The 19,141-nt window shown below is 36.9% G+C and carries 15 protein-coding genes and 1 pseudogene; 10 read left to right on the forward strand and 6 right to left on the reverse strand.

Annotated features, from left to right (window positions below; all coding sequences use genetic code 11):
• Window positions 1-167 precede the first annotated feature (167 nt).
• The 3 genes and pseudogenes from F6K27_RS27180 (at window position 168) to F6K27_RS27190 (ending at window position 796) form a co-directional block, all read left to right on the forward strand.
• Window positions 168-344 carry a hypothetical protein gene (locus tag F6K27_RS27180; RefSeq protein ID WP_287279209.1) on the forward strand — a complete coding sequence of 59 codons (177 nt, stop codon included), beginning with the start codon at window positions 168-170 and terminating at the stop codon, window positions 342-344.
• A 3-nt stretch (window positions 345-347) separates the two neighbouring features.
• Window positions 348-425 (forward strand): annotated as a pseudogene (locus F6K27_RS27185) (PAP/fibrillin family protein); the annotation flags it as partial.
• A 173-nt stretch (window positions 426-598) separates the two neighbouring features.
• Window positions 599-796 carry a transposase gene (locus F6K27_RS27190; protein WP_375339713.1) on the forward strand — a complete coding sequence of 66 codons (198 nt, stop codon included), beginning with the start codon at window positions 599-601 and terminating at the stop codon, window positions 794-796.
• Between the two features lie 390 nt (window positions 797-1,186).
• Here F6K27_RS27190 and petN read toward each other — a convergent pair whose 3' ends face one another.
• Entirely contained in the window at window positions 1,187-1,276 is a 90-nt protein-coding gene (gene petN / locus F6K27_RS27195) for a cytochrome b6-f complex subunit PetN (RefSeq protein ID WP_124144543.1), read from the reverse strand.
• A 195-nt stretch (window positions 1,277-1,471) separates the two neighbouring features.
• On the opposite strand from petN, the gene F6K27_RS27200 reads away from it, so the two are divergent.
• Window positions 1,472-1,978, forward strand: a complete 507-nt coding sequence (locus F6K27_RS27200; protein WP_287279210.1) for a hypothetical protein — start codon at window positions 1,472-1,474, stop codon at window positions 1,976-1,978.
• Between the two features lie 400 nt (window positions 1,979-2,378).
• Here F6K27_RS27200 and F6K27_RS27205 read toward each other — a convergent pair whose 3' ends face one another.
• Entirely contained in the window at window positions 2,379-2,813 is a 435-nt protein-coding gene (locus F6K27_RS27205) for a bacterioferritin (RefSeq protein ID WP_287279211.1), read from the reverse strand.
• Between the two features lie 233 nt (window positions 2,814-3,046).
• Window positions 3,047-3,415, reverse strand: a complete 369-nt coding sequence (locus F6K27_RS27210; RefSeq protein WP_287279212.1) for a helix-hairpin-helix domain-containing protein — start codon at window positions 3,413-3,415, stop codon at window positions 3,047-3,049.
• Between the two features lie 696 nt (window positions 3,416-4,111).
• On the opposite strand from F6K27_RS27210, the gene F6K27_RS27215 reads away from it, so the two are divergent.
• The 5 genes from F6K27_RS27215 to F6K27_RS27235 all read left to right on the forward strand — a co-directional run bounded on the left by F6K27_RS27215 (window position 4,112) and on the right by F6K27_RS27235 (window position 9,468).
• Complete coding sequence (locus F6K27_RS27215; RefSeq protein ID WP_287279213.1) at window positions 4,112-4,963, forward strand: DUF4382 domain-containing protein; 852 nt, start codon at window positions 4,112-4,114, stop codon at window positions 4,961-4,963.
• Window positions 4,964-5,412: 449 nt separating this feature from the next.
• Window positions 5,413-5,919 carry a carboxypeptidase-like regulatory domain-containing protein gene (locus F6K27_RS27220; protein WP_287241511.1) on the forward strand — a complete coding sequence of 169 codons (507 nt, stop codon included), beginning with the start codon at window positions 5,413-5,415 and terminating at the stop codon, window positions 5,917-5,919.
• 286 nt (window positions 5,920-6,205) lie between these two features.
• Window positions 6,206-6,850: a cobalt transporter CbiM gene (gene cbiM / locus F6K27_RS27225; protein ID WP_124144538.1), complete on the forward strand. Its 645-nt coding sequence runs from the start codon at window positions 6,206-6,208 to the stop codon at window positions 6,848-6,850.
• A 1,071-nt stretch (window positions 6,851-7,921) separates the two neighbouring features.
• Window positions 7,922-8,722 carry a cobalt ECF transporter T component CbiQ gene (cbiQ, locus tag F6K27_RS27230; protein WP_287279214.1) on the forward strand — a complete coding sequence of 267 codons (801 nt, stop codon included), beginning with the start codon at window positions 7,922-7,924 and terminating at the stop codon, window positions 8,720-8,722.
• An 11-nt stretch (window positions 8,723-8,733) separates the two neighbouring features.
• On the forward strand, window positions 8,734-9,468 hold the full coding sequence (locus F6K27_RS27235; protein WP_124154431.1) for an energy-coupling factor ABC transporter ATP-binding protein: 735 nt from the start codon (window positions 8,734-8,736) through the stop codon (window positions 9,466-9,468).
• Window positions 9,469-9,931: 463 nt separating this feature from the next.
• Here the strand turns inward: F6K27_RS27235 and F6K27_RS27240 are convergent, their stop codons facing one another.
• On the reverse strand, window positions 9,932-10,993 hold the full coding sequence (locus tag F6K27_RS27240; RefSeq protein WP_124144535.1) for an ion transporter: 1,062 nt from the start codon (window positions 10,991-10,993) through the stop codon (window positions 9,932-9,934).
• Between the two features lie 317 nt (window positions 10,994-11,310).
• On the reverse strand, window positions 11,311-11,487 hold the full coding sequence (locus F6K27_RS27245; protein ID WP_161564465.1) for a hypothetical protein: 177 nt from the start codon (window positions 11,485-11,487) through the stop codon (window positions 11,311-11,313).
• Window positions 11,488-12,884: 1,397 nt separating this feature from the next.
• Between F6K27_RS27245 and F6K27_RS27250 the strand changes: the two genes are divergently transcribed.
• Window positions 12,885-18,563, forward strand: coding sequence for a glycerophosphodiester phosphodiesterase family protein (locus tag F6K27_RS27250; protein ID WP_287279216.1), 5,679 nt, complete (start codon window positions 12,885-12,887; stop codon window positions 18,561-18,563).
• 257 nt (window positions 18,564-18,820) lie between these two features.
• Here F6K27_RS27250 and F6K27_RS27255 read toward each other — a convergent pair whose 3' ends face one another.
• A complete protein-coding gene (locus F6K27_RS27255; RefSeq protein ID WP_287279217.1) occupies window positions 18,821-18,961 on the reverse strand; it encodes a hypothetical protein in 141 nt (46 codons plus the stop codon).
• Window positions 18,962-19,141: the final 180 nt, after the last annotated feature.

Below are 19,141 nucleotides of genomic sequence, written 5' to 3' on the forward strand. Positions count from 1 at the left end.
CCTAATAAACGTTCTGATTCTTGTGGATGCCATACGAATGTAGTCAAGCATACTGGTCATAATTAGCCATAAAAAATTACATTTTATATGACTCTATCACAATTTATTTATTTTTCCCAGATGTCTAATTTACTGGAGGAACTTTAACTCCACAAAAGGGTGAAAATTTGTCAATTTGGAAAGATATATTTAGTCAAGATAAATTATCAAAGAAAGGGTTGAAAGAACAATTAATGTCTGTATTTTTAAAGTTGATGTTTGGGTTAGTGCCACCCAAAGGCATGAATACAGAAACAGGAGAAATTTCTTTTACAATGAAGCGATCGCCTAAAGGTCGTTTATAAGTACTTTATTTAGATGAAGAACTTCGCATTACACGGGGAGAAAAGGGAACTGTTCTAGTTTGTGAGCGACAGCATAAATAGTCGATCAAAGCTCAAATTTGAGTATTTAATTTATGGAGATGTTTAATAGATATAGCGCTGCGCGCAGGCAACAGGCAATAGGCAACAGGGGGAATAAAAAACCGTTTGCGCAAGCATTCCGTAGGAATCATATAAAACTTTTAGCTATTGGACACCTCCTGCAATTTGTAAATATGCCAGCGCACATTGCTATAGTGGCCAAGCAAGAGTGTGAAATCTGGTATTTACCACCATACTCACCAGATTTTAATCAGATAGAACCCTGGTGGTTTGTGTTAAAAAATTGGATTAGACAAAGACTCAAAGAATTTGAGAATTTTAGAGACTGTGTGGATGCAGCTTTTATCGAAAATCCTCAAGTTTTTCCATAGTGGTGAAATATATCAATTATTCCTATAGGATTTAGTTGCTCTAGGAAGCGAGCGCTGAAAAAAATCATAGCGAGCGCCCTTTTTCATGCGCTATATATAGTGTATTTGCGTAAGTCCTGTGTCTGTTAAATCAAAGTCAAACGCGCGAGTATACCAAACTTTAAGGTCGGCGCTAGCTGATAGTTTGTGAAAAATATCTGTCATGTAGCAGGGCTTTGTACTATGTTAAATACAATAGTAGTATGTAAAGACACCAGCGCTCATTGCTATATTTCCCAAGGTTGATGGGGACAGGTAACAAACCTACCCCATCTCTGGTATTGCTCAGAAAAGCTATTTAGTGCGATCGCATCAAAAAAATTTAGGTTTATAAAAACTGATGTTTAGTTTCTAGAAACCGTTACGACCCCAGACTACCATAGAAATAGAGAAGCCGAACACAACTAAAAGTGAAACCCAGCCTAATGACAAAATATCCATAACTACATTTAGAAAAAGGTAAACATTTACTCCAAATCTTATAATATTTGATTTAGTGTATTTTGACTATCAAAAGTATCAAACAGAATAATAATATTAAGTTTATCGTAATTTGTGTATAAATTTAAGTCTGTTAAGCCGTCTTAAAAACAAGATAAGATTAAGTGAAACAAAAAACTGACGGCTGATAGCTGAATGCTAATAACTATATATATGCTCAAATACTCATCAAATTTTACCTTCACAGAAAGAATAGAATCTCTAAAAGCAGGAACTATGGCTGGTATTTCCCTATTTTTAACCTCTGGGGCGATCGCCTTCGGCAACAGCCTATTTATAGCCCATAAGTTTGAGCTATTGGCAGATTTAGAAATTATAGCTCTAGGCTGGAATTTTTTGTTTCAGTGCGCCATTGCTTTTATTAGTGGGTTTCTGTTTGGCGTGACTTATCGTTATATTATCCGTCAGGACAGCAACCCCCATCTAAAATCCGGAGCAGTCGTGGCCTTTGGCAGTGTCAGAGGTTTGGGAGAAATTGATGTGGGATTAAGTTATGGGAAGACATTTCTTGATTTATGGCCTTTAATGGTCTTGGGTATAGAAAGTGTAGTTGCTTTTGCTGTGGCTGGCCTTGTTTTGGATTGGAGTATTAATCAAAAGTGGATTAAATCTTTTCCTTCTCTACCTAATAAAGATGAATAAATATTTAGGGCGTTGGTGAATTACTGCATGATATTAACCTTAATCACTTAGGAGTCAGGAGGACCGAGTCAGGAGAAAGAAATGTGCTTTTCGGTCAATTCAGTAAAGACAATATCTAATCTTGCCATTCAAAGAATTACTCTTAATTTACCTAAATTACTGATTTCATACCTCCAATCACCAATGCCATATTTAGCAATAAAAAAGCGGATGATTTTTGGTAAATAATCACAAAAATTTTATCAAAATAGTTGATATTTTTCTTTGGTATTGGAGAAAAATGAAGCAATCCGATTGCTCTTTCTCTAATCCTAAATAATATGTAATTTCTGGGCAGATATTCACATTTTTTAGACGGATTGCTATGATAATTTTAGAGATTTACTCTAGGTTAAATTAATCAACTATAGTCACGCAACATTTTTTTGATTTCCATATTATGTAACTCTTCTTGACCAATCATGGTGCGAGCATATTCTTCTAAATATATACTTGCGTTTTCTACAACTTGCAAGAAGCTTTTATATAGTTCTAAAGCTTTAGCTTCATGATTAAGGCTTTCCTTTAAAAGGTGTGGTACTGAATGTTTATTTGTTTCTTCAATTGGAGCAACTTTTAATGTGGGGTGACCTTCTAAACCTGTTAATATTTCTCCTGCTTGTTGAGCATGAAGTAAAGATTCATTTGCTTGGGCTTGAAAAAATTGTACAATTGGTATGCGATTAGGTCCTGTTACCATTAGGGAGTAGTGAGTATAGCGCACTACTCCTGCTAGTTCAAATTCCATAATAGAGTTTAATAACTCTACAGCTTTTTCTGTATTAAGTTCTATCATTTTAGTTTCTCAAGTCTTAATTTTTTCAGCTTAATTTTCACTTCTGAATTATATACATTTAATCAACAAAATACATTATTTTAACTTTTATTTAAGGATGAAAGATATTAATTTTCTCTATAGATAATTTCAATACAAAACCTTTTTCTACCCCTACTACTAAGTTACTACTAAGTAAATAAGGAATATATTAGTAGGGGTAAATAGTACAATTAAAAAAAACTTTTTTAAAATTAATTGTCTTCTGGTACTGGGGTAGGTTTTGCCACAGTTATATCATTCTTCACAAAGTCTAATTGTTGAGGACTAATAACTTCTTTGACCGCCAGTTCATTAATATCTTTGTAAGGACGATTTTCTTTAATTTTTTCTGGTAGATCGGGTACATTTAACTTGATTGCTAATTTTTTTAAGTCTGAGTCTGAAGCATCATTTATATCTATTTTACTCATGTTGTCAGTAGCAGTAGATACTGGTGAATTTAAACTATTAGGACTAGCGTTAGGATCTACAGTTGGAGTAGTTGTATTTGCACAGGAACTCATGGCAATTAAGCTAGCAATAATTCCAGATAAGGATAGAAAACGAAAGTGATTCATCATATGAGTTAAGTAAGTTTTTTGGCTCATGCTAAGACAATTAAATATTGTAAGGGGTCTCAAAAATATTGACAATTTTTTACATATTAGTTTTTTTTTATTTTATCTTTATTAAAGTCATAATCCTATCATCTTATTTTTGATAGTAATAGTTATTAACTCAAAGTTTAAAAGCAATTTTAAATCTTTAAAAGATAAATAATGACAGAGGTGGCTAAAAGTGAATAACGAATGGGTGTGCTATTTGATTTCTCTGGCGTTGCTACTATAACCATCTCTCCACCCTGCAATACTTCTAAGACTTATGGGTAAGGGATAGCTTTGAAAGGGGGAATGCCTTCTGCCTTATTCAAAAAAAATTTTAAAACTTAATTATTATTTTGTCCACATATAGCATTACACAAATAGGTTAGGGAAATTATAAACACTCAAACTCAGTCAGGGATTGCTTCTGACTTATGACTTCTAACTTCTGACTTGCGCTACGCGCTATAATGCCCTCCCCAGGGATTGTTAATTTTTATAAAAAAGTGTTTGCTAAATAACAGAGATGTGTATGAAAGAAGGCCAAAAAAGTAAGCAACATAGATTTTGAGAGAAATAGTTACTCATGTCCATAATTCTCTATAAATCAAAATCCCATGGCTAAAATTTTCTTACTTTCAACATCCTATCTGTACAACTGTAAAAGTAATGAAGATGAGAAAACAGCTGTTAATATGGTCAACATTGGCCTTTATCATTCCTAGTGCTTTACTCAGCAGTTGTCAAACCCAAACAACTGAAACTGAGACCGAGCAAACCCAAACAACTGACAATACTCCAGGCACTCTCCAACTTCGTGCCAACGGAGAAGACTTTGTCAGAGAAGGTTTCGTTACTAAAGATGGGTGGAAAGTGACATTTGACCAACTTTACGCGAATTTAGTCGAAGTCACTGCCTACCAAACAGACCCACCCTATAATGCTGAAACGGGAGGAAAACCAGAGGCAAAAGAAAAGGTCATTCTTGCTCAAACTAAAACAGTAGACTTAGCAGAGGGGGATGAAACTGCGGAAGCTATTTTGGTAAGTGAGGTATCTGCACCTCCTGGTCGCTACAATGCCATCTCTTGGAAAATGCCCAAAGCAACGGTTGGCCCTGCTCAGGGTTATTCTCTATTAATTAATGGCACAGCAACTAAAGATGGTCAGACTATACCTTTTACCCTCAAAATTGACCAGGAGCTAGAATTTACCTGCGGAGATTTTGTTGGAGATGAGCGTAAAGGTATTCTCCAAGGTGGAGATACCGCAGAATTGGAGGCAACATTCCATTTTGACCATCTTTTCGGTGATGGTGGTGCCGCCTCAGATGATGAAATTAATACAGGAGCATTAGGTTTTGCACCTCTAGCAGCGATCGCCGAAGGAGGAAAAGTTGAAGCAGATATGGCTACATTGAAAAGCAAACTTTCCCCTGCTGACTATCAAAAGTTAATGGCAATTTTACCCAGTTTGGGTCATGTCGGTGAAGGCCATTGCCATGAGTCATTAGTAAGTCAAAATTAAAAAGTCAAAGATAATTTTTGTCTATTGCCGCTACGCGGAAGTTAAAAGTCAAAAGTCATGCATCGAGTGCGTAATTCTGAGGACACCTCAGAATTTAAGACGCACTCAATACAGTCAAAAGTATTGATTGGTAAGGCTTTTAGGATTTTGTAACTGGTTAGTTATTTCTGCCATCCTGCACTAGTAATTTATTGGACTTTTAGCCTTGTAAGAAATCTCTTGAAGAAGGAGACAGGAGACAGGAGACAGGAGACAGTCGGAAAATTACATGGGGATTCTCACCCCAAGTAATTTTGAACACCGTGTAGACGGTGGGGTATTAAACCCACAAAGAAATCTAATAAATTAAATTGGGTAATTTAGTAATTCGGGATTTTCTATAAAATAAATCCTATTTCATTGTAAATAATGGCAAGATTACTAAGGTAAAAATTATACATAGGTAAAATATGAAATGGCAATTTGCTATTCCTTTAATATTTTTATCTTCAGTAAGTTTACAGGGAAAAGCCATCGCTCATGGAGTGAAAATTCAACACCAAATTACTCAGGCAATTAAGATTAATGCTACTTACGATACTGGCACTCCTTTACCTAATGCTTCTGTCACAGTTTATGCTCCTATCGAACCAAATAAAGTTTGGTTAAAAGGCACAACTGATGAGCAAGGAAATTTTATTTTTCACCCTGATTCTTCTCTGTCTGGAACTTGGGAAATTAAGGTGCGTCAAGCTGGTCATGGTGGGCTGGTCAGTATTCCTTTTCAAGTAGATGAATCTAACAATTATCATAATCATAATGTCAACAACAATCACAAGTATTTAGCCAATATTTCTAATGATTATAATCCGCTGCAAAAAGGATTAATGATCGGTTGTACTATGTGGGGTTTTGTGGGAACTACTTTATTTTTCTGGCGATTTAAAACTCAATATCGACCACAAGAAGAACATTAGAATAATGCAGTAATCTTCTGTCAATATTTGATAAACATTCAGCTATTAGCTGTCAGCTATCAGCTCTCATAAGGGGTTTAAATGAATATAGACTTTAAAGCCTACTTTGGTAGTAAGTATAAATTCTGCCTCAATTAATAAAGCTTTGATCTAAAACTAAAAGCAATAGCTGTTTGTGTAGCATCCTGCAGGGAAGCGCTGAAGTGCTGACGGCTGTTTGCGCAGCATTCCGCAGGAAATGCTTATAATATATGACCTTTGTCAGGATAATTTTAAATCTTCAATAATGCACATTTCAGAAGGTATTTTGCCTGCTCAACTATGTATTAGTGGCTATGGGATTACTTCTTTAATTACCTGGTATTCTCTACGCCAAATTAATCGTTTACCAAATCCTCAAGCTAGTATTCCTAAAGCTTCTTTATTAACAGCAGCTTTTTTTGTGGCTTCTAGTATTCATATTCCTATTCCACCAGCTAGCGTTCATTTAGTATTAAATGGTTTGTTAGGAACTGTTTTGGGTTATTATGCTTTTCCAGCTATCCTGGTTGGTCTATTTTTTCAAGCAATAATGTTTGGACATGGTGGTTTAACTACTTTAGGAATTAATGCTTTAATTATGGGAATACCTGCGCTTTTGGCTTATCAAATATTTCAGCTACGTCATATTTTAGGAAATGGAATTAAGGAAAATTTATCTATGAGTATTTTTGGATTTATTGCTGGAGCTAGTGCTATTGGAGTTTCTAGTTTAATATTTTTTACGATAATTATTACAAATATACCTTCTGGGTTTGATACTGTCTTAGAGCAGAGAGTAATTTATGGATTAATGATTTCTCATATTCCTTTGATGGGAATAGAAGGTATTTTGACTGCAATGATTATTAGTTTTTTGCGTCGAGTTATGCCAGAGCTTTTACCTTCTTAGGACTGTTGTTCAGAAATCTATAAAAAGTCAGAGGATACTGGTTTTTAAATTTGAAAATTATGGGTTGAAACTCTTACTAGAGAAGATGATTATGGAAAATAGGTAAGGGAGAAAATTTCATAGGTTATAGCAGAAGGAAGAAGACATAAGTAATAAGGAAAAATCTGGCGTTGTCTGAGTTTTAAGTTTTTGATATGTCCTCACCTTTCCTTCGACTACTATATCCTTCAAATCAATCTTGAATAACTATTAGTTAGTCATTTCAGTTATCAGTTATCAGTACCGACCGCTGTTTGCACAGCATTCGGTAGGAAAGCAAGAAGCTTGAAATCTGAAATATTCTCTTTCTCTTGGTCGATTTGATATGGCGAGGAGACCCCTTCTTACAGACCCGCTCCCCTGTTAGCGTTTGCGGTAGCATTCCGGAACGGAAAGCTTTGCGGTAGCAAACGCCACCCCACCCTACGGGAAGTTCCGAAGATCGACCGCTGTCTTGGTTGATTGGATATGGCGAGGGGACCTCGCCATCCCTCAACCGCTTTTTATCCCCTTAAAAGGGGAGACTTGAGGTCAGGACTTTTCGGTGATAGTTAGTCAAATTTTTAACTACAACTTTCTTTTGTTATTTGTTCCTTTGTTTTCAAAGTTAGGTGTTAGATTGAGCAGTAAACTTTTCTCGTCTACAGCTAATAGTAGTTACCATAAGGTATTAGGTAATACCAAGCGTGGAAAAAGCAATGCTACAAAAAAAACTGAAAATTATGCCTAAAAAAAACTTCTCCAATCCTATAATTTACCTATTTCGATTTTTTTCTCATTTGTTTATGCGTGAAAAAAGAATACTTAACTTAGGTGACACTTCAATTATTAAGTAATTAACGCAGACTGAATAACTTTTTTGATAATTAGCACGCCAGTTATTGTTAATTATTCTTATGTTTACTACTCCCCCTATTCCACTCCTGGGAGGGGGAGGGGCTAGGGGTGGGTCGCCTACTGCCCCGCTCAAAAAGGAGAGGAGACAATAATTATTAATTGTGGAAAATCTACTACCTAATACCTACTATAGTAATGAAATTTGCTCTAGATGAATATGCCAATTTAAACTCTCCAATACATCGGTGGGATGTGAGATATAAACTTATTGGTTTAATGGCATTAATGTTTGCTTTTGCTACTGTTAAGAATTGGTATTTAATTCCATTAATGCTCTTAGTAACCATTCTGCTTTATGGAGTTTCAAACCTACCTTTATCATTTTTAATTAGTCGATTACGTTATCCAGGGTTTTTTTTGTTAGGAGTAATCGTATTATTACCTTTTTTATCTGGTCAAACAATTATTTGGCAATACGGATTTTTGACAATTCGTCAGGAAGGATGTCTGGCAGTTATATTAATTGTTAGTCGTTTTTTTGCCATTATGACTACTTGTTTAATTTTATTCGGTACAAGTTCGTTTTTAACAACAATAAAAGGGATGAGGCAGTTAGGAATTTCTCCCATTATTACCGATATACTGTTGTTATCTTATCGTTATATTTTTGAAATATCTAATCAACTTAGTATGATGCTTAAAGCTACTAGATTAAGAGGTTTTCAAAGAAACAAATTTAGTTGGAGAAATTTATCAGTTTATGCTGCTCTTACAGGCAGTCTTTTAGTGCGAAGTTATCAACAAGCAGAACGAGTTTATCAGGCAATGTTGTTGCGCGGTTATGGCAATGTGTTACACAATGAAAATAATAGAATATATTCCAGTTATACAAACAATCTTAAATATAGCTCTGACTCAATATATCTATTCCTATCTCTGATAATTGCTGCTAGTTTTGCCATGGCAGAAATATTTTTTTTTACTGTTAATAATTAGTCATTGATCAAATGCAAGACGATTACCCAAAAGCTGGAGTCTATGTTAAAGATTTATTGTTTGAATATCCACAAAATGAACCGATTTTACGGAGTCTTTCATTGACAATTAAGCCTGGAGAAAGAGTCGCTTTGTTAGGACCTACAGGTACAGGAAAAAGCACTTTGATGGAAATTTTAGTAGGCTTAAAAAAACCTGTATCTGGTGAAATTTGGATTCAAGGAATTCTTCTAGAAGAAAAAACTTTATCTCAAGTACGTCGTCAAATAGGTTTTTGTTTCCAAAATCCTGATGACCAACTATTTATGCCTACGATTTTAGAGGATATAACTTTTGGTCCGCTTAACTATGGTTTATCTCCAGAAACTGCTACAGAAATTGCTCATAATTTGTTAGTAAAATTTGGTTTAGAAAAGTATGCAGATCGATCTGTATATGAACTTTCAGGAGGTCAAAAAAAATTGGCTGCTTTAGCCGCTGTTTTAGCATTAAAACCAGAAATTTTAATATTAGATGAACCCACTAATGGTCTAGACCCTTTATGGCGAAAAAATTTAGCTAAAATCATCTTACAATTACCAGTTAAAATTATATTAATTGCTTCCCATGATTTAAACTGGGTTGCTAAAGTAACTCAACGTGCTTTAATTTTGCAATCTGGTCAAATTCAAGTAGATACTTCTACTCAAAATATTATTCAAGATAGTTCAACTCTTGAATACTACGGTTTACCCATTGATTATTAAGAAGGTCTTAGGTAGTAGGTGGTAGGTCTTAGGGAAAAGCATTGGCAGTCCTACAACTCACATTCCGCACTTCAATTTGTAACATTAAAAGTAGTAGAAAAATCCGTAACTTGGTAGGTATTTATACTATATAGCTCCTACATTTGACCTTTCTCAGCAGTCAGATTTTCAGGAAAATACTAAGTATAAATACTCAATTACTTACTCCTATTGACCACTATATATAATTGTCTCCTGTCTCCTATTCTTCATATTATATGATGTCCGGATAATTAGTGATCAGAAAACTCTCTCCTTCTTCTCCTGTTCTTCTTCTTCCTTCTTCTTTCTTCCCTCCTGACTCCTGAGGACTGACTCCTGAGGACTCCGTAGTTATTTATTTATCACTGTTCAACCGGACATGATATTATTCCAGGTCTCCCCATCTCCCCACCTCCCCATCTCCCCATCTCCTTCCTGACTTTTAACGATGAAATTTGTGCATTGTTTCCTGATAAAGAAGTAAGGCAAAATCTTTAATAATTTCCTCATTTTTAAAATGATGTCCGTACTTTTTCTTTGCTGTTTCTATGCAAATTTTCATAATCTCGGATGATTCCTCAATATAGTTAACTATCACCTGTTTTTGCTCTTGTTTTGGATGATGATGTCTGAAGTCTGGGTGTATATGATGTCTGAAATCTGAGTTTAAGGGAAATGTAGTTTCTGCAGTTATTTTAATATCTTTTCCTACTGGATGAACTATTTTTTTACCCCTTCTTTTTTGAACTTCTTCAGCAAAACCAGATGAAATTATACCTGCTGGTAGAGCGAAAATTCCTATACCTAAAAATGCCATAGCGGCACTTAATAATTTGCCTACATGAGTCGTAGGATAAACATCTCCATAACCCACAGTTGTTAAAGTTACCACTCCCCACCACATAGTCTCTAAAATGCTAGAAAATTTTTCTGGTTGTGCTTCATTTTCTGCAAAAAACATGAGACTTGAAGCAAAGACTAATACAAAAATGACCACTAGCAATGTAGCTATTAATTCCTCTTTTTTTAGAACTATAACTTTCAGAATGGTACGCAGTGACTCAGAATATCTACTGATTTTAAATAAGCGAAATAAACGCAGTAATAATGTAAATTTTATAAATCCTAAACCGGGAAATAATACTTGTAAATAAAACGGCAAAATAGCGATAAAGTCTATTATGGATAAGGGGGTAATTATATACTTTAGTCTACCACCAATGGGATGACGATATTTAGGATTAATTGTACATACCCATATTCTGATAATATATTCTAAAGTAAACAATACAGTTATCATTATTTCGACTAATTCCAAATCTTTAGAATAAATATCTGAAAATCTGGGAGAAGTTTCTAAAATAAACGCACTGACACTAATGCTTGTTAAAATAGTAATCAGCAAATCATCTAGCAAACTTAAAATATTTTTCTGGTCTGAATATTCAAAAATATAGTAAATTTGTTCTTTCAAAGATTTACGTCTTTTCTCTATCTTCATCATTTTTTTACTAACAAAGTTAATGTTTACATTGATTTTTTTTCTGAATTTTTAAGAAGGGAATATGGAATAACGGTGCGACCTAGCGTCGGCGAAGTGCGTTAGCTCCTTTATCAGAGACTAGAAGTACCTGGTAGTGCATCAAGAGAGGAATCAGGGAAACGGAAGTCAGAAGTCAGAAGTTAGAAGTTAGAAGTCAGAAGTTAGATTTGAGATGACTAAAAACTTTGACAATACAATAGTTTCAGGCAATTATTTAACATTTAAAGTTTGAAACTATTTGTGAAATTCTTAAAGTTAATTGGTATAACCATAGTGGTTTAGGAATTTTTTTTGAGTAAGCATTTTTTTGGCGCTGCGCTTTTAGAAAAAGAGGATTTATAATAGTTTAATTTTATTCTAGCAATAAAGATTTCCATATTTTTATCTTTTTCTTTTTGGTTTAATACTCTGCCATCTATACGGTTTTTAAAATTGCTTGTGATTTGAGTCCTCATCCACTTTTTCCTTCTTCAAAGCAAAATGTATTTACTAATAATTTCAAATATTTGATTCAAAATTGTGACTTTTAATACTTATTAATTGATGGCAATAAGTTAAAATTTAAAATTGTATTTTGCCCTTATTCTCAGTAGAAAGCGAAGTGCTAAAAGTTAAGCATTCAGCCGTCAGCTATCAGCTATTAATGTTGGGAAAGGTAAAAGCAATTGAGAAATTGAGAAAGAATAAAAAGTTACTGCCAAAGTCTCCTTCCCCAACCTTACAAGTAATTATTCATTATTAATTGCTGTTTGTGTAACCTTCCAAAGAAATAGCTTACTACTAATGGCTGAATGCTTACGCTACAAGTTAAGTTATCTCTATGTTTTTCCACAGAGAAAAAATTAGACTGATAGCTGAGGTGCAAATTTCTATAGTCAGACATTACAACATTTCCTGCCATGGCAGTAGGTTGATATAAATTCACCTAAAATACTAATTTTTCTTGATTTACAAAAAAACAATATTTATCAAGTTAGTCATTTTTCAGTTCACCAAAATTATTTAGTATTTCCATGAAATTTAGCAAAAAAATTTTGATGTTAAGCGACTAACTTAATTTTTATAACTAAGTTAAGTAGTAGTGCCAAAAAATTTGTATATAATTTCCTCTCTAAACGTTACATACAGAGAAGTTCATACACAATTAATTTTGCTGAAATACCTATACTAAACTTTTTCAGGACTTACCTATAACCATCACTTATGGTAGGAGCTAACGGCCGTTATACCAATTTAAAAAAAGAATCCTATACTTAAGTGACACTTCAATTATTAAGTGATTAACAATAACTGGCTAATAATTTTCTTGATAATTAGCACGCCAGTTATTGTTAATTATTCTTATGTTTAATTCTCCCCCACTCCCCCACTCCCCCACTCCCCTACTCCCCCGCTTCAGAAAATGTAGCAAATATTTATCAAATTGGTATTAACCCACTACAAATGATGTATAACTTCGTCTTTTGTGTACGTCCTGTTTTCTTTTTGTAGCCTAAAAAATATAGATAAAATACTTCTTTTCTGTAAAAAAACTATTTTTTTATTTATTTAACCGAAAATAAATCTTTTCTTAACCTCCTGGAAATATTTATTTAATGTTCACCCAATAAGATGTCATGGGAATTAGTAAAAATTTCCAATTTATTTATAGAGCAAAGTTGAAAGAGTCAAATAGACATTTCAGCTTGTTCAGACATTTTGATTTAGATTGATTCCTAAAAATCAACTACGAGGCATATTTCTTGACTTTATTTTCATGCCTTAGATAAAATCTTTCTATTTTTTATCAAATTTCCAAATAGAAAATCAATCTAAAACATCAATGTAAATTTTCAGGTGAGAGGAGTATCAAATGGCAGAATTAAAAGGCTTTGCTGTATTACCAGCAGACACATTTGCAGCAGGTCCCCCATCAGGGAACTTCATTAATACAGATAATCGAGAAACACCATTCGATAGTCAACCAGTACAAGGATTTAGTGGCGTTCAATTTGCTCCTGGTAGCGAAGATGGCAGTACTTATTGGTTTCTCTCTGATAACGGTTTCGGTTCTCAAGGAAATAGTGCAGATTATTTGCTCAGACTATATCAAGTTGACCCCGACTTTGCTGGAGCAGAAGATGGTGATACTAGCGTTGATATTCAAGGATTTATTCAACTAGCAGACCCTAATAATCTCATACCCTTTGATATTGTCAATGAAGATACAAGCGATCGCCTCTTAACTGGAGCAGACTTTGATATTGAATCTTTTGTTATAGATAATGATGGAGATATTTGGATCGGAGACGAATTTGGGCCTTACATTTTACACTTCGATAGTACGGGAACTTTACTAGAAGCTCCTATTGCCACACCAAACCCGATCGAACTCAACACTCTTAACGGCCAAGATCCTCTAGTTATTGCCCACAGAGGTGCAAGTGGAGACTTACCCGAACATACTTTAGCAGCTTATGAAGCGGCGATCGCTGCAGGTGCAGACTTCATCGAACCCGACCTCGTAACTACTTCTGACGGTGTACTTATCGCTCGTCACGAACCACTGCTAGATGATACCACTAACGTTTCTGAAGTATTCGGTCCAGAACGCCAAAGCACCAAAATTCTTGACGGTGAAGAAACAACTGGTTATTTTGCTGAAGACTTTACTCTTGAAGAAATCAAACAACTACGCGCCGTTCAATCTCGTGACTACCGCGACCTTAACTTTGATGGGTTATTTGAGATTCCGACATTAGAAGAAGTCATCGAACTCGTTCAAAGAGTAGAAGCAGAAACAGGTGTTCAAGTTGGTATCTATCCAGAAACCAAACACCCTACATTCTTTGACGAACAGAATTTATCTTTAGAAGAACCCTTAATTCAAACCCTGCAAGATACAGATTTTACCGACCCTGATCGTATTTTCATCCAGTCCTTTGAATTTGCTAACTTAATTGACTTACAAGGACAATTAGATGATGCAGAACTCGGAGATATTCCTTTAGTTCAACTATATGGAAATACTACCGAAGGAGCTAATCCTGAAGCTGGGTTCTCCTTCCCCTTCGATATCCGTTTTAATGTCGCTGAAGGTAATGACTTAGTAGATATTTACGGTCAAGAATTCCTAGATGCAGTAGAAGTTCCTCTCTCTGAAAATACAGTTTATAGCGACCTCGATAGTGTAGAATTTCTAGAAGTTATTGGCAACCTTTATGCAGAAGGTGCAGGACCTTGGAAGAATAACATTCTGTTGCGGGAATCTCTGGATACTCCAGTCGATGCAAACGGAGACGGAGAAGCAGAAATCAGGTCTCAGTTAACAGGAGAAATTACTTCCTTTATTGAGGACGCACACGATGCAGGTTTACAGGTTCACCCCTATACTTTGCGGGATGAAGAACGTTTCCTGACTCTTAACCCCGATGTTGAGGAATTTAATACCCCGCAAATAATTCTCAACGCCCTAGTAGGTATAGAGCGCCCCGGTGGAAATGCCGCTCTTTATAGCCGTATCGATTCCACTCAAACTGATGAAGAAAATAATACGGAAGCATTCTTTGACTTTACATTAGATCTAGCAGAGTTAACCTTCGATCCGAATACAGGAATAGTTTCTTCGCCAGCCATTCCCTTGTTTGTTGCTCCCGAATTCGCCGAAGAAATAGGCAACCCTGACTTAGCAGGTGTAGAAGCAGGTTTTGGCGTGAACAATATTTTGTTAGAATTCAATGAAGAAACTGAGGAGTTCGTCACAGTTGGTGGTCCCGACTCCGGCAGCATCTCCAGTGTGTTTATATCGGAAGACTTTTTGGATACTAACGATCTGGAAATTGTTCAGGAAAGTGGTACTGTCGATCCAATTGTCAATGGAGTTGACACTGATGGATTCCTTGGTTTTGGTTTTGCCTTATCAGAAAATGCTGCTGCTACTTTTGTCGTCGATCCAGACTCAGGTCTACTTCTTCCCACCGGTGGACCATTTGTCGCTGATGGTTCTTTTTCCTTCTTGTCTTTAGGAACAGGAACACCTCAAACTGCCGAGGAAGAATTTGAACAACTTATAGACATTGGTGCAGATGGTTTCTTTACGGACTTCGCACGCACTGGCGATCCGGTTCGAGATGCTCTAGTTAGTGATGAAGTTCGCTCCCCTCAAAATCCTAATCTCAATGATTTTAATACCCTCGACGGTAGCGCACCAATAGTTATCGGACACCGGGGTGCAAGTGGTGACTTCCCAGAGCATACCTTAGAAGCTTATCGTTTAGCGATCGTTCAAGGTGCGGACTTTGTTGAACCAGACCTCGTAATTACTTCCGATGGTGTCCTCATTGCTCGTCACGAACCACTGCTAGACGATACCACCAACGTTGCTGAAGTATTCGGTCCAGAACGCCAAAGCACGAAAATTCTTGACGGTGAAGAAAAAACTGGTTACTTTGCTGAAGATTTCACCCTAGCAGAAATCAAACAACTGCGTGCCGTTCAATCTCGTGACTTCCGCGACCAATCTTTCAACGGTGAGTTTGAAATTCCCACCTTCCAAGAAGTTATCGAGTTGGTACAAGAAATGGAAGGTTTTGGGTTTGAAGTTGGTATCTATCCAGAAACCAAACACCCGACATTCTTCGATGAACAGGGTTTATCCTTAGAAGAACCTCTAATTCAAACTCTGCAAGATACAGGTTTCACCAACCCCAACCGTATTTTCATTCAGTCCTTTGAAGTTAAAAACCTACTTGAACTGCGCAACGAAATATTACCTGCTCAAGGTCTCGAAAACCTAAAGCTAGTGCAGTTGTTCGGTGACATTGAAGATGCCTTCATCAACGAAGGTGGCGGAGGGTTCTCAGTACCTTTCGACTTCGTTGCTAATGCCGAGGAGTTTGAACCCACTGGTCTTGATGCTATCGCAGATCAGGTCAACTATGCCACTTTCACCGGTAGTGCTTTTAGCGTAACCCTTTTAGCTGAGAAAAATCCCGGACCTGGAGCTCCCCAAGAGATACTCGATCAGTTTGGCAACCTCCAAGATACTAACCAATTTATTCTACAGGATGCCACCAATCCCGATAACACTGTCGTTCTATTTGCTGGTCCAGACAGCGCACCTAAGTCCATCGAAGTTACTATTAGCGAGGCAGGTGTAGTTGCTATTAATGGTGATGAAGTTGCCAATAACTTTAGTCAGCAAGTTCACTTTGGCCTAATAAACAGCTTGCCCATTGGCGATCCTACCGGATTAGGAGCCGAAAGTTACACCTTTTCAACTAACAATGCTCTGAATCCAGAGAGCAATCCTCAGTTTGCTATTTATTCCGAAGTTGAAAACGAATTCATCATTGCTGCCGAAGAGTTGCCCTTTGCTAATTCCAATCAAGACTTTGACGACATGATAGTTAAAGTTACTGGGATTGAACCTATAGGAGCAACTCAGGCTGATATTTCCTTTAATCCTGAAAGGCTACAACCTCTCCTAGAAACTGCTAATACTCGTGCTATCTACGGCAACCTAGCTGACCTAATTGACTTCTCTAGTGTTCCCACCTACGCCGACCTAGCAAACGCGGAAGTCATTGAACTTATTGGCACTTACGCTGAAGGTTTAGGACCTTGGAAAAACAGTTTCTTGCTCCGGGATGATATAGATACACCCGTTGATGGTGACGGTGACGGTAATGCGGAAATTACCACTCAATTAACTGGGGAGGTATTACCACTAATAGATTGGGCACATGATGCAGGTTTGCAGGTTCACCCCTACACTTTGCGTGATGAAGAGCGTTTCCTTACTCTCAACCCTGATGGTACACCTCAAACTCCTGGAGAAGAATTTGAACAACTCATCGAAATTGGTGCAGATGGTTTCTTTACTGACTTCCCTGCTACTGGCAGCATAGTTGTAGAGCAATTTATTGATGAACCAAATATACGGACTTCCCGTGGTTATGAAGGTATGGCATTCAGTCCCGATCGCGAAACTTTCTATCCTTTATTAGAGGGTGCAGTTGTTGGCGATCCAGATAATGCCCTCCGGATATATGAATTCGATCCTGAGTCTAGCTCTTTCACCGATCTAATTGGTTTCTATCCTACCGATGTACCAGGTCATGCCATTGGTGATTTTACTCCCATCAATAACGACGAATTTTTAGTCATTGAAAGGGATGGTCGTCAAGGAGATGCAGCTGAATTCAAGAAAATCTTTAAGATTGACATTTCTGTAGTTGATGATGAAGGTTTTGTTGAGAAAGAGGAAGTTGTAGACTTACTAAATATTGACGACCCCAACGACCTCAACGGAGATGGCGACACTACTTTTGACTTCCCCTTTGTTACCATTGAGGATGTGTTAGTTCTTGATCAAGACACTATTCTGGTTGCCAACGACAACAACTATCCTTTCTCCATTGGTCGGGGACCGGATATTGATAATAACGAGATTATTCAGATAGACCTAGACGAACCTCTAGACTTAGCACCAGGAATAGGAGTTGCTATTCCTACAGTCAGTATTGACGTTGAACCTGAGACTGTTAATGAAAATGAAGAGCAATACTCTTTAACTTTCGACTTAAATGTACCTGCTCCAGAAGGAGGTTTACGGGTAGTTTGGTCAGAAACAAATTCAGATAATGCTCCCGGCGATATAAGTTTCCCTCCTGAGTTAACTAATGCTTCTAACCTCGAATCTCTCGACCCAGTTGGTGATGAAGTCCGACTTTCAGCAATTACGATCGATGAAGGGGCGACTACAGCAACCGTTACCTGGACGACTATTTTTGATGAAGAAGATGAAGAAGATGAAACCACAACCATTGAGTTGCAACCAGAAGATGGTTATTTTGTTGATTCAGAAAATCAAGTAGCTGAAGTCGTTATTGATGACGACGTGCGAATTGAAGGTACTGCTGAAGCAGAGCGTCTCGATGGTGGTACTGGTGACGATACTATTGTGGGATTGAATGGCGCGGATACCTTAGTAGGTGGTGTTGGTGATGACGAAATTATTGGTGGTCGTGGCAGTGACTCCCTGTATGGTCAGGATGGTAACGATGTACTTCAAGGTCGTCAAGACAACGATCACCTATTTGGTGGTGATGGTAATGATGTGTTGAATGGTGGTCAAGGTCGCGATCGAATCAATGGTGGTGCTGGCGACGATACTTTAACTGGTGGTGCAAGTATTGACCTCTTTATCTTCAATAGTAATCAAGAATTTGACTCCGATGATTTTGGTGTTGATACCATCAATAATTTCCAACCAGACCTCAGACCAGATGAAGATGGAAACCAAGGCGATCGAATTCTTCTAGATCGCTCAACCTTTACTGAGCTTGATAGTGCTGCGGGAATTGGTTTCAGTGTTGATAGTGATTTTGAAATTGTTAACAATAATGCTGCTGTCAGTAGCTCTGATGCTTTCATTGTTTACAGTGAAGCATCTGGCGGTCTGTTCTACAATACAAGTGATGATTCTACTCAGTTTGCTATCCTTGATGGTGCGCCCACTATTACTGAGGATAATTTCCAAATTAGGTAAGAAGGTAACATCTTTCAAGTAGTAGAGACAAATCTTTACCTTTATTAGGGAGGTTCCATGGAACTTCCCTATATTTATTTTTGAGACAGGTGAGTTTCTTTTTCTAATAACTGAAATACTCTAGCGATCGCCTCTTGAAATGTATTATATCTGCCAGTCTTCAATAATCTTTCTAAAAATTTTTCGGTAGTCCTGCATGGGTTTTGGTGAAGATATATATTTTTTAATTTCTCCCATACTCCCCTCCACGGTCGGGGTTAGGGGTGGGTCCCCATCTCCCCAAATTCCCCTCCACGGTCGGGTTTAGGGGTGGGTCCCCATCTCCCCACACTCTCTCTACCATTACTATGCACCACCACCAATTTTTCTTGTTCGGGGGTTAAGGTAATTTGTCTCATAACTCAGTTTTCTCCTGGACGAGCAATAACAATTTTCAACATATATCTATTCCCTCACGAGGTGACAAGCTAGTTGAAAGCTATATAGAGAAAGGAATTTGCCTTCGGGAGCTGAAAAATATTTCAACAAAAAGAAAACGCTTATTGAGAATGGAAGGGGTGTAGTGCGTTCGCTGCGCG

Source organism: Okeania sp. SIO2F5 (assembly GCF_010692685.1).
Taxonomy (GTDB): domain Bacteria; phylum Cyanobacteriota; class Cyanobacteriia; order Cyanobacteriales; family Microcoleaceae; genus Okeania; species Okeania hirsuta.

Coding starts and splice junctions, on each gene's coding strand:
- F6K27_RS27190 (WP_375339713.1), top strand. CDS start 599: ATGCCAGCGCACATTGCTATAGTGGCCAAGCAAGAGTGTGAAATCTGG.
- petN (WP_124144543.1), bottom strand. CDS start 1,276: ATGGATATTTTGTCATTAGGCTGGGTTTCACTTTTAGTTGTGTTCGGC.
- F6K27_RS27200 (WP_287279210.1), top strand. CDS start 1,472: ATGCTAATAACTATATATATGCTCAAATACTCATCAAATTTTACCTTC.
- F6K27_RS27205 (WP_287279211.1), bottom strand. CDS start 2,813: ATGATAGAACTTAATACAGAAAAAGCTGTAGAGTTATTAAACTCTATT.
- F6K27_RS27210 (WP_287279212.1), bottom strand. CDS start 3,415: ATGATGAATCACTTTCGTTTTCTATCCTTATCTGGAATTATTGCTAGC.
- F6K27_RS27215 (WP_287279213.1), top strand. CDS start 4,112: ATGAGAAAACAGCTGTTAATATGGTCAACATTGGCCTTTATCATTCCT.
- F6K27_RS27220 (WP_287241511.1), top strand. CDS start 5,413: ATGAAATGGCAATTTGCTATTCCTTTAATATTTTTATCTTCAGTAAGT.
- cbiM (WP_124144538.1), top strand. CDS start 6,206: ATGCACATTTCAGAAGGTATTTTGCCTGCTCAACTATGTATTAGTGGC.
- cbiQ (WP_287279214.1), top strand. CDS start 7,922: ATGAAATTTGCTCTAGATGAATATGCCAATTTAAACTCTCCAATACAT.
- F6K27_RS27235 (WP_124154431.1), top strand. CDS start 8,734: ATGCAAGACGATTACCCAAAAGCTGGAGTCTATGTTAAAGATTTATTG.
- F6K27_RS27240 (WP_124144535.1), bottom strand. CDS start 10,993: ATGATGAAGATAGAGAAAAGACGTAAATCTTTGAAAGAACAAATTTAC.
- F6K27_RS27245 (WP_161564465.1), bottom strand. CDS start 11,487: ATGAGGACTCAAATCACAAGCAATTTTAAAAACCGTATAGATGGCAGA.
- F6K27_RS27250 (WP_287279216.1), top strand. CDS start 12,885: ATGGCAGAATTAAAAGGCTTTGCTGTATTACCAGCAGACACATTTGCA.
- F6K27_RS27255 (WP_287279217.1), bottom strand. CDS start 18,961: ATGAGACAAATTACCTTAACCCCCGAACAAGAAAAATTGGTGGTGGTG.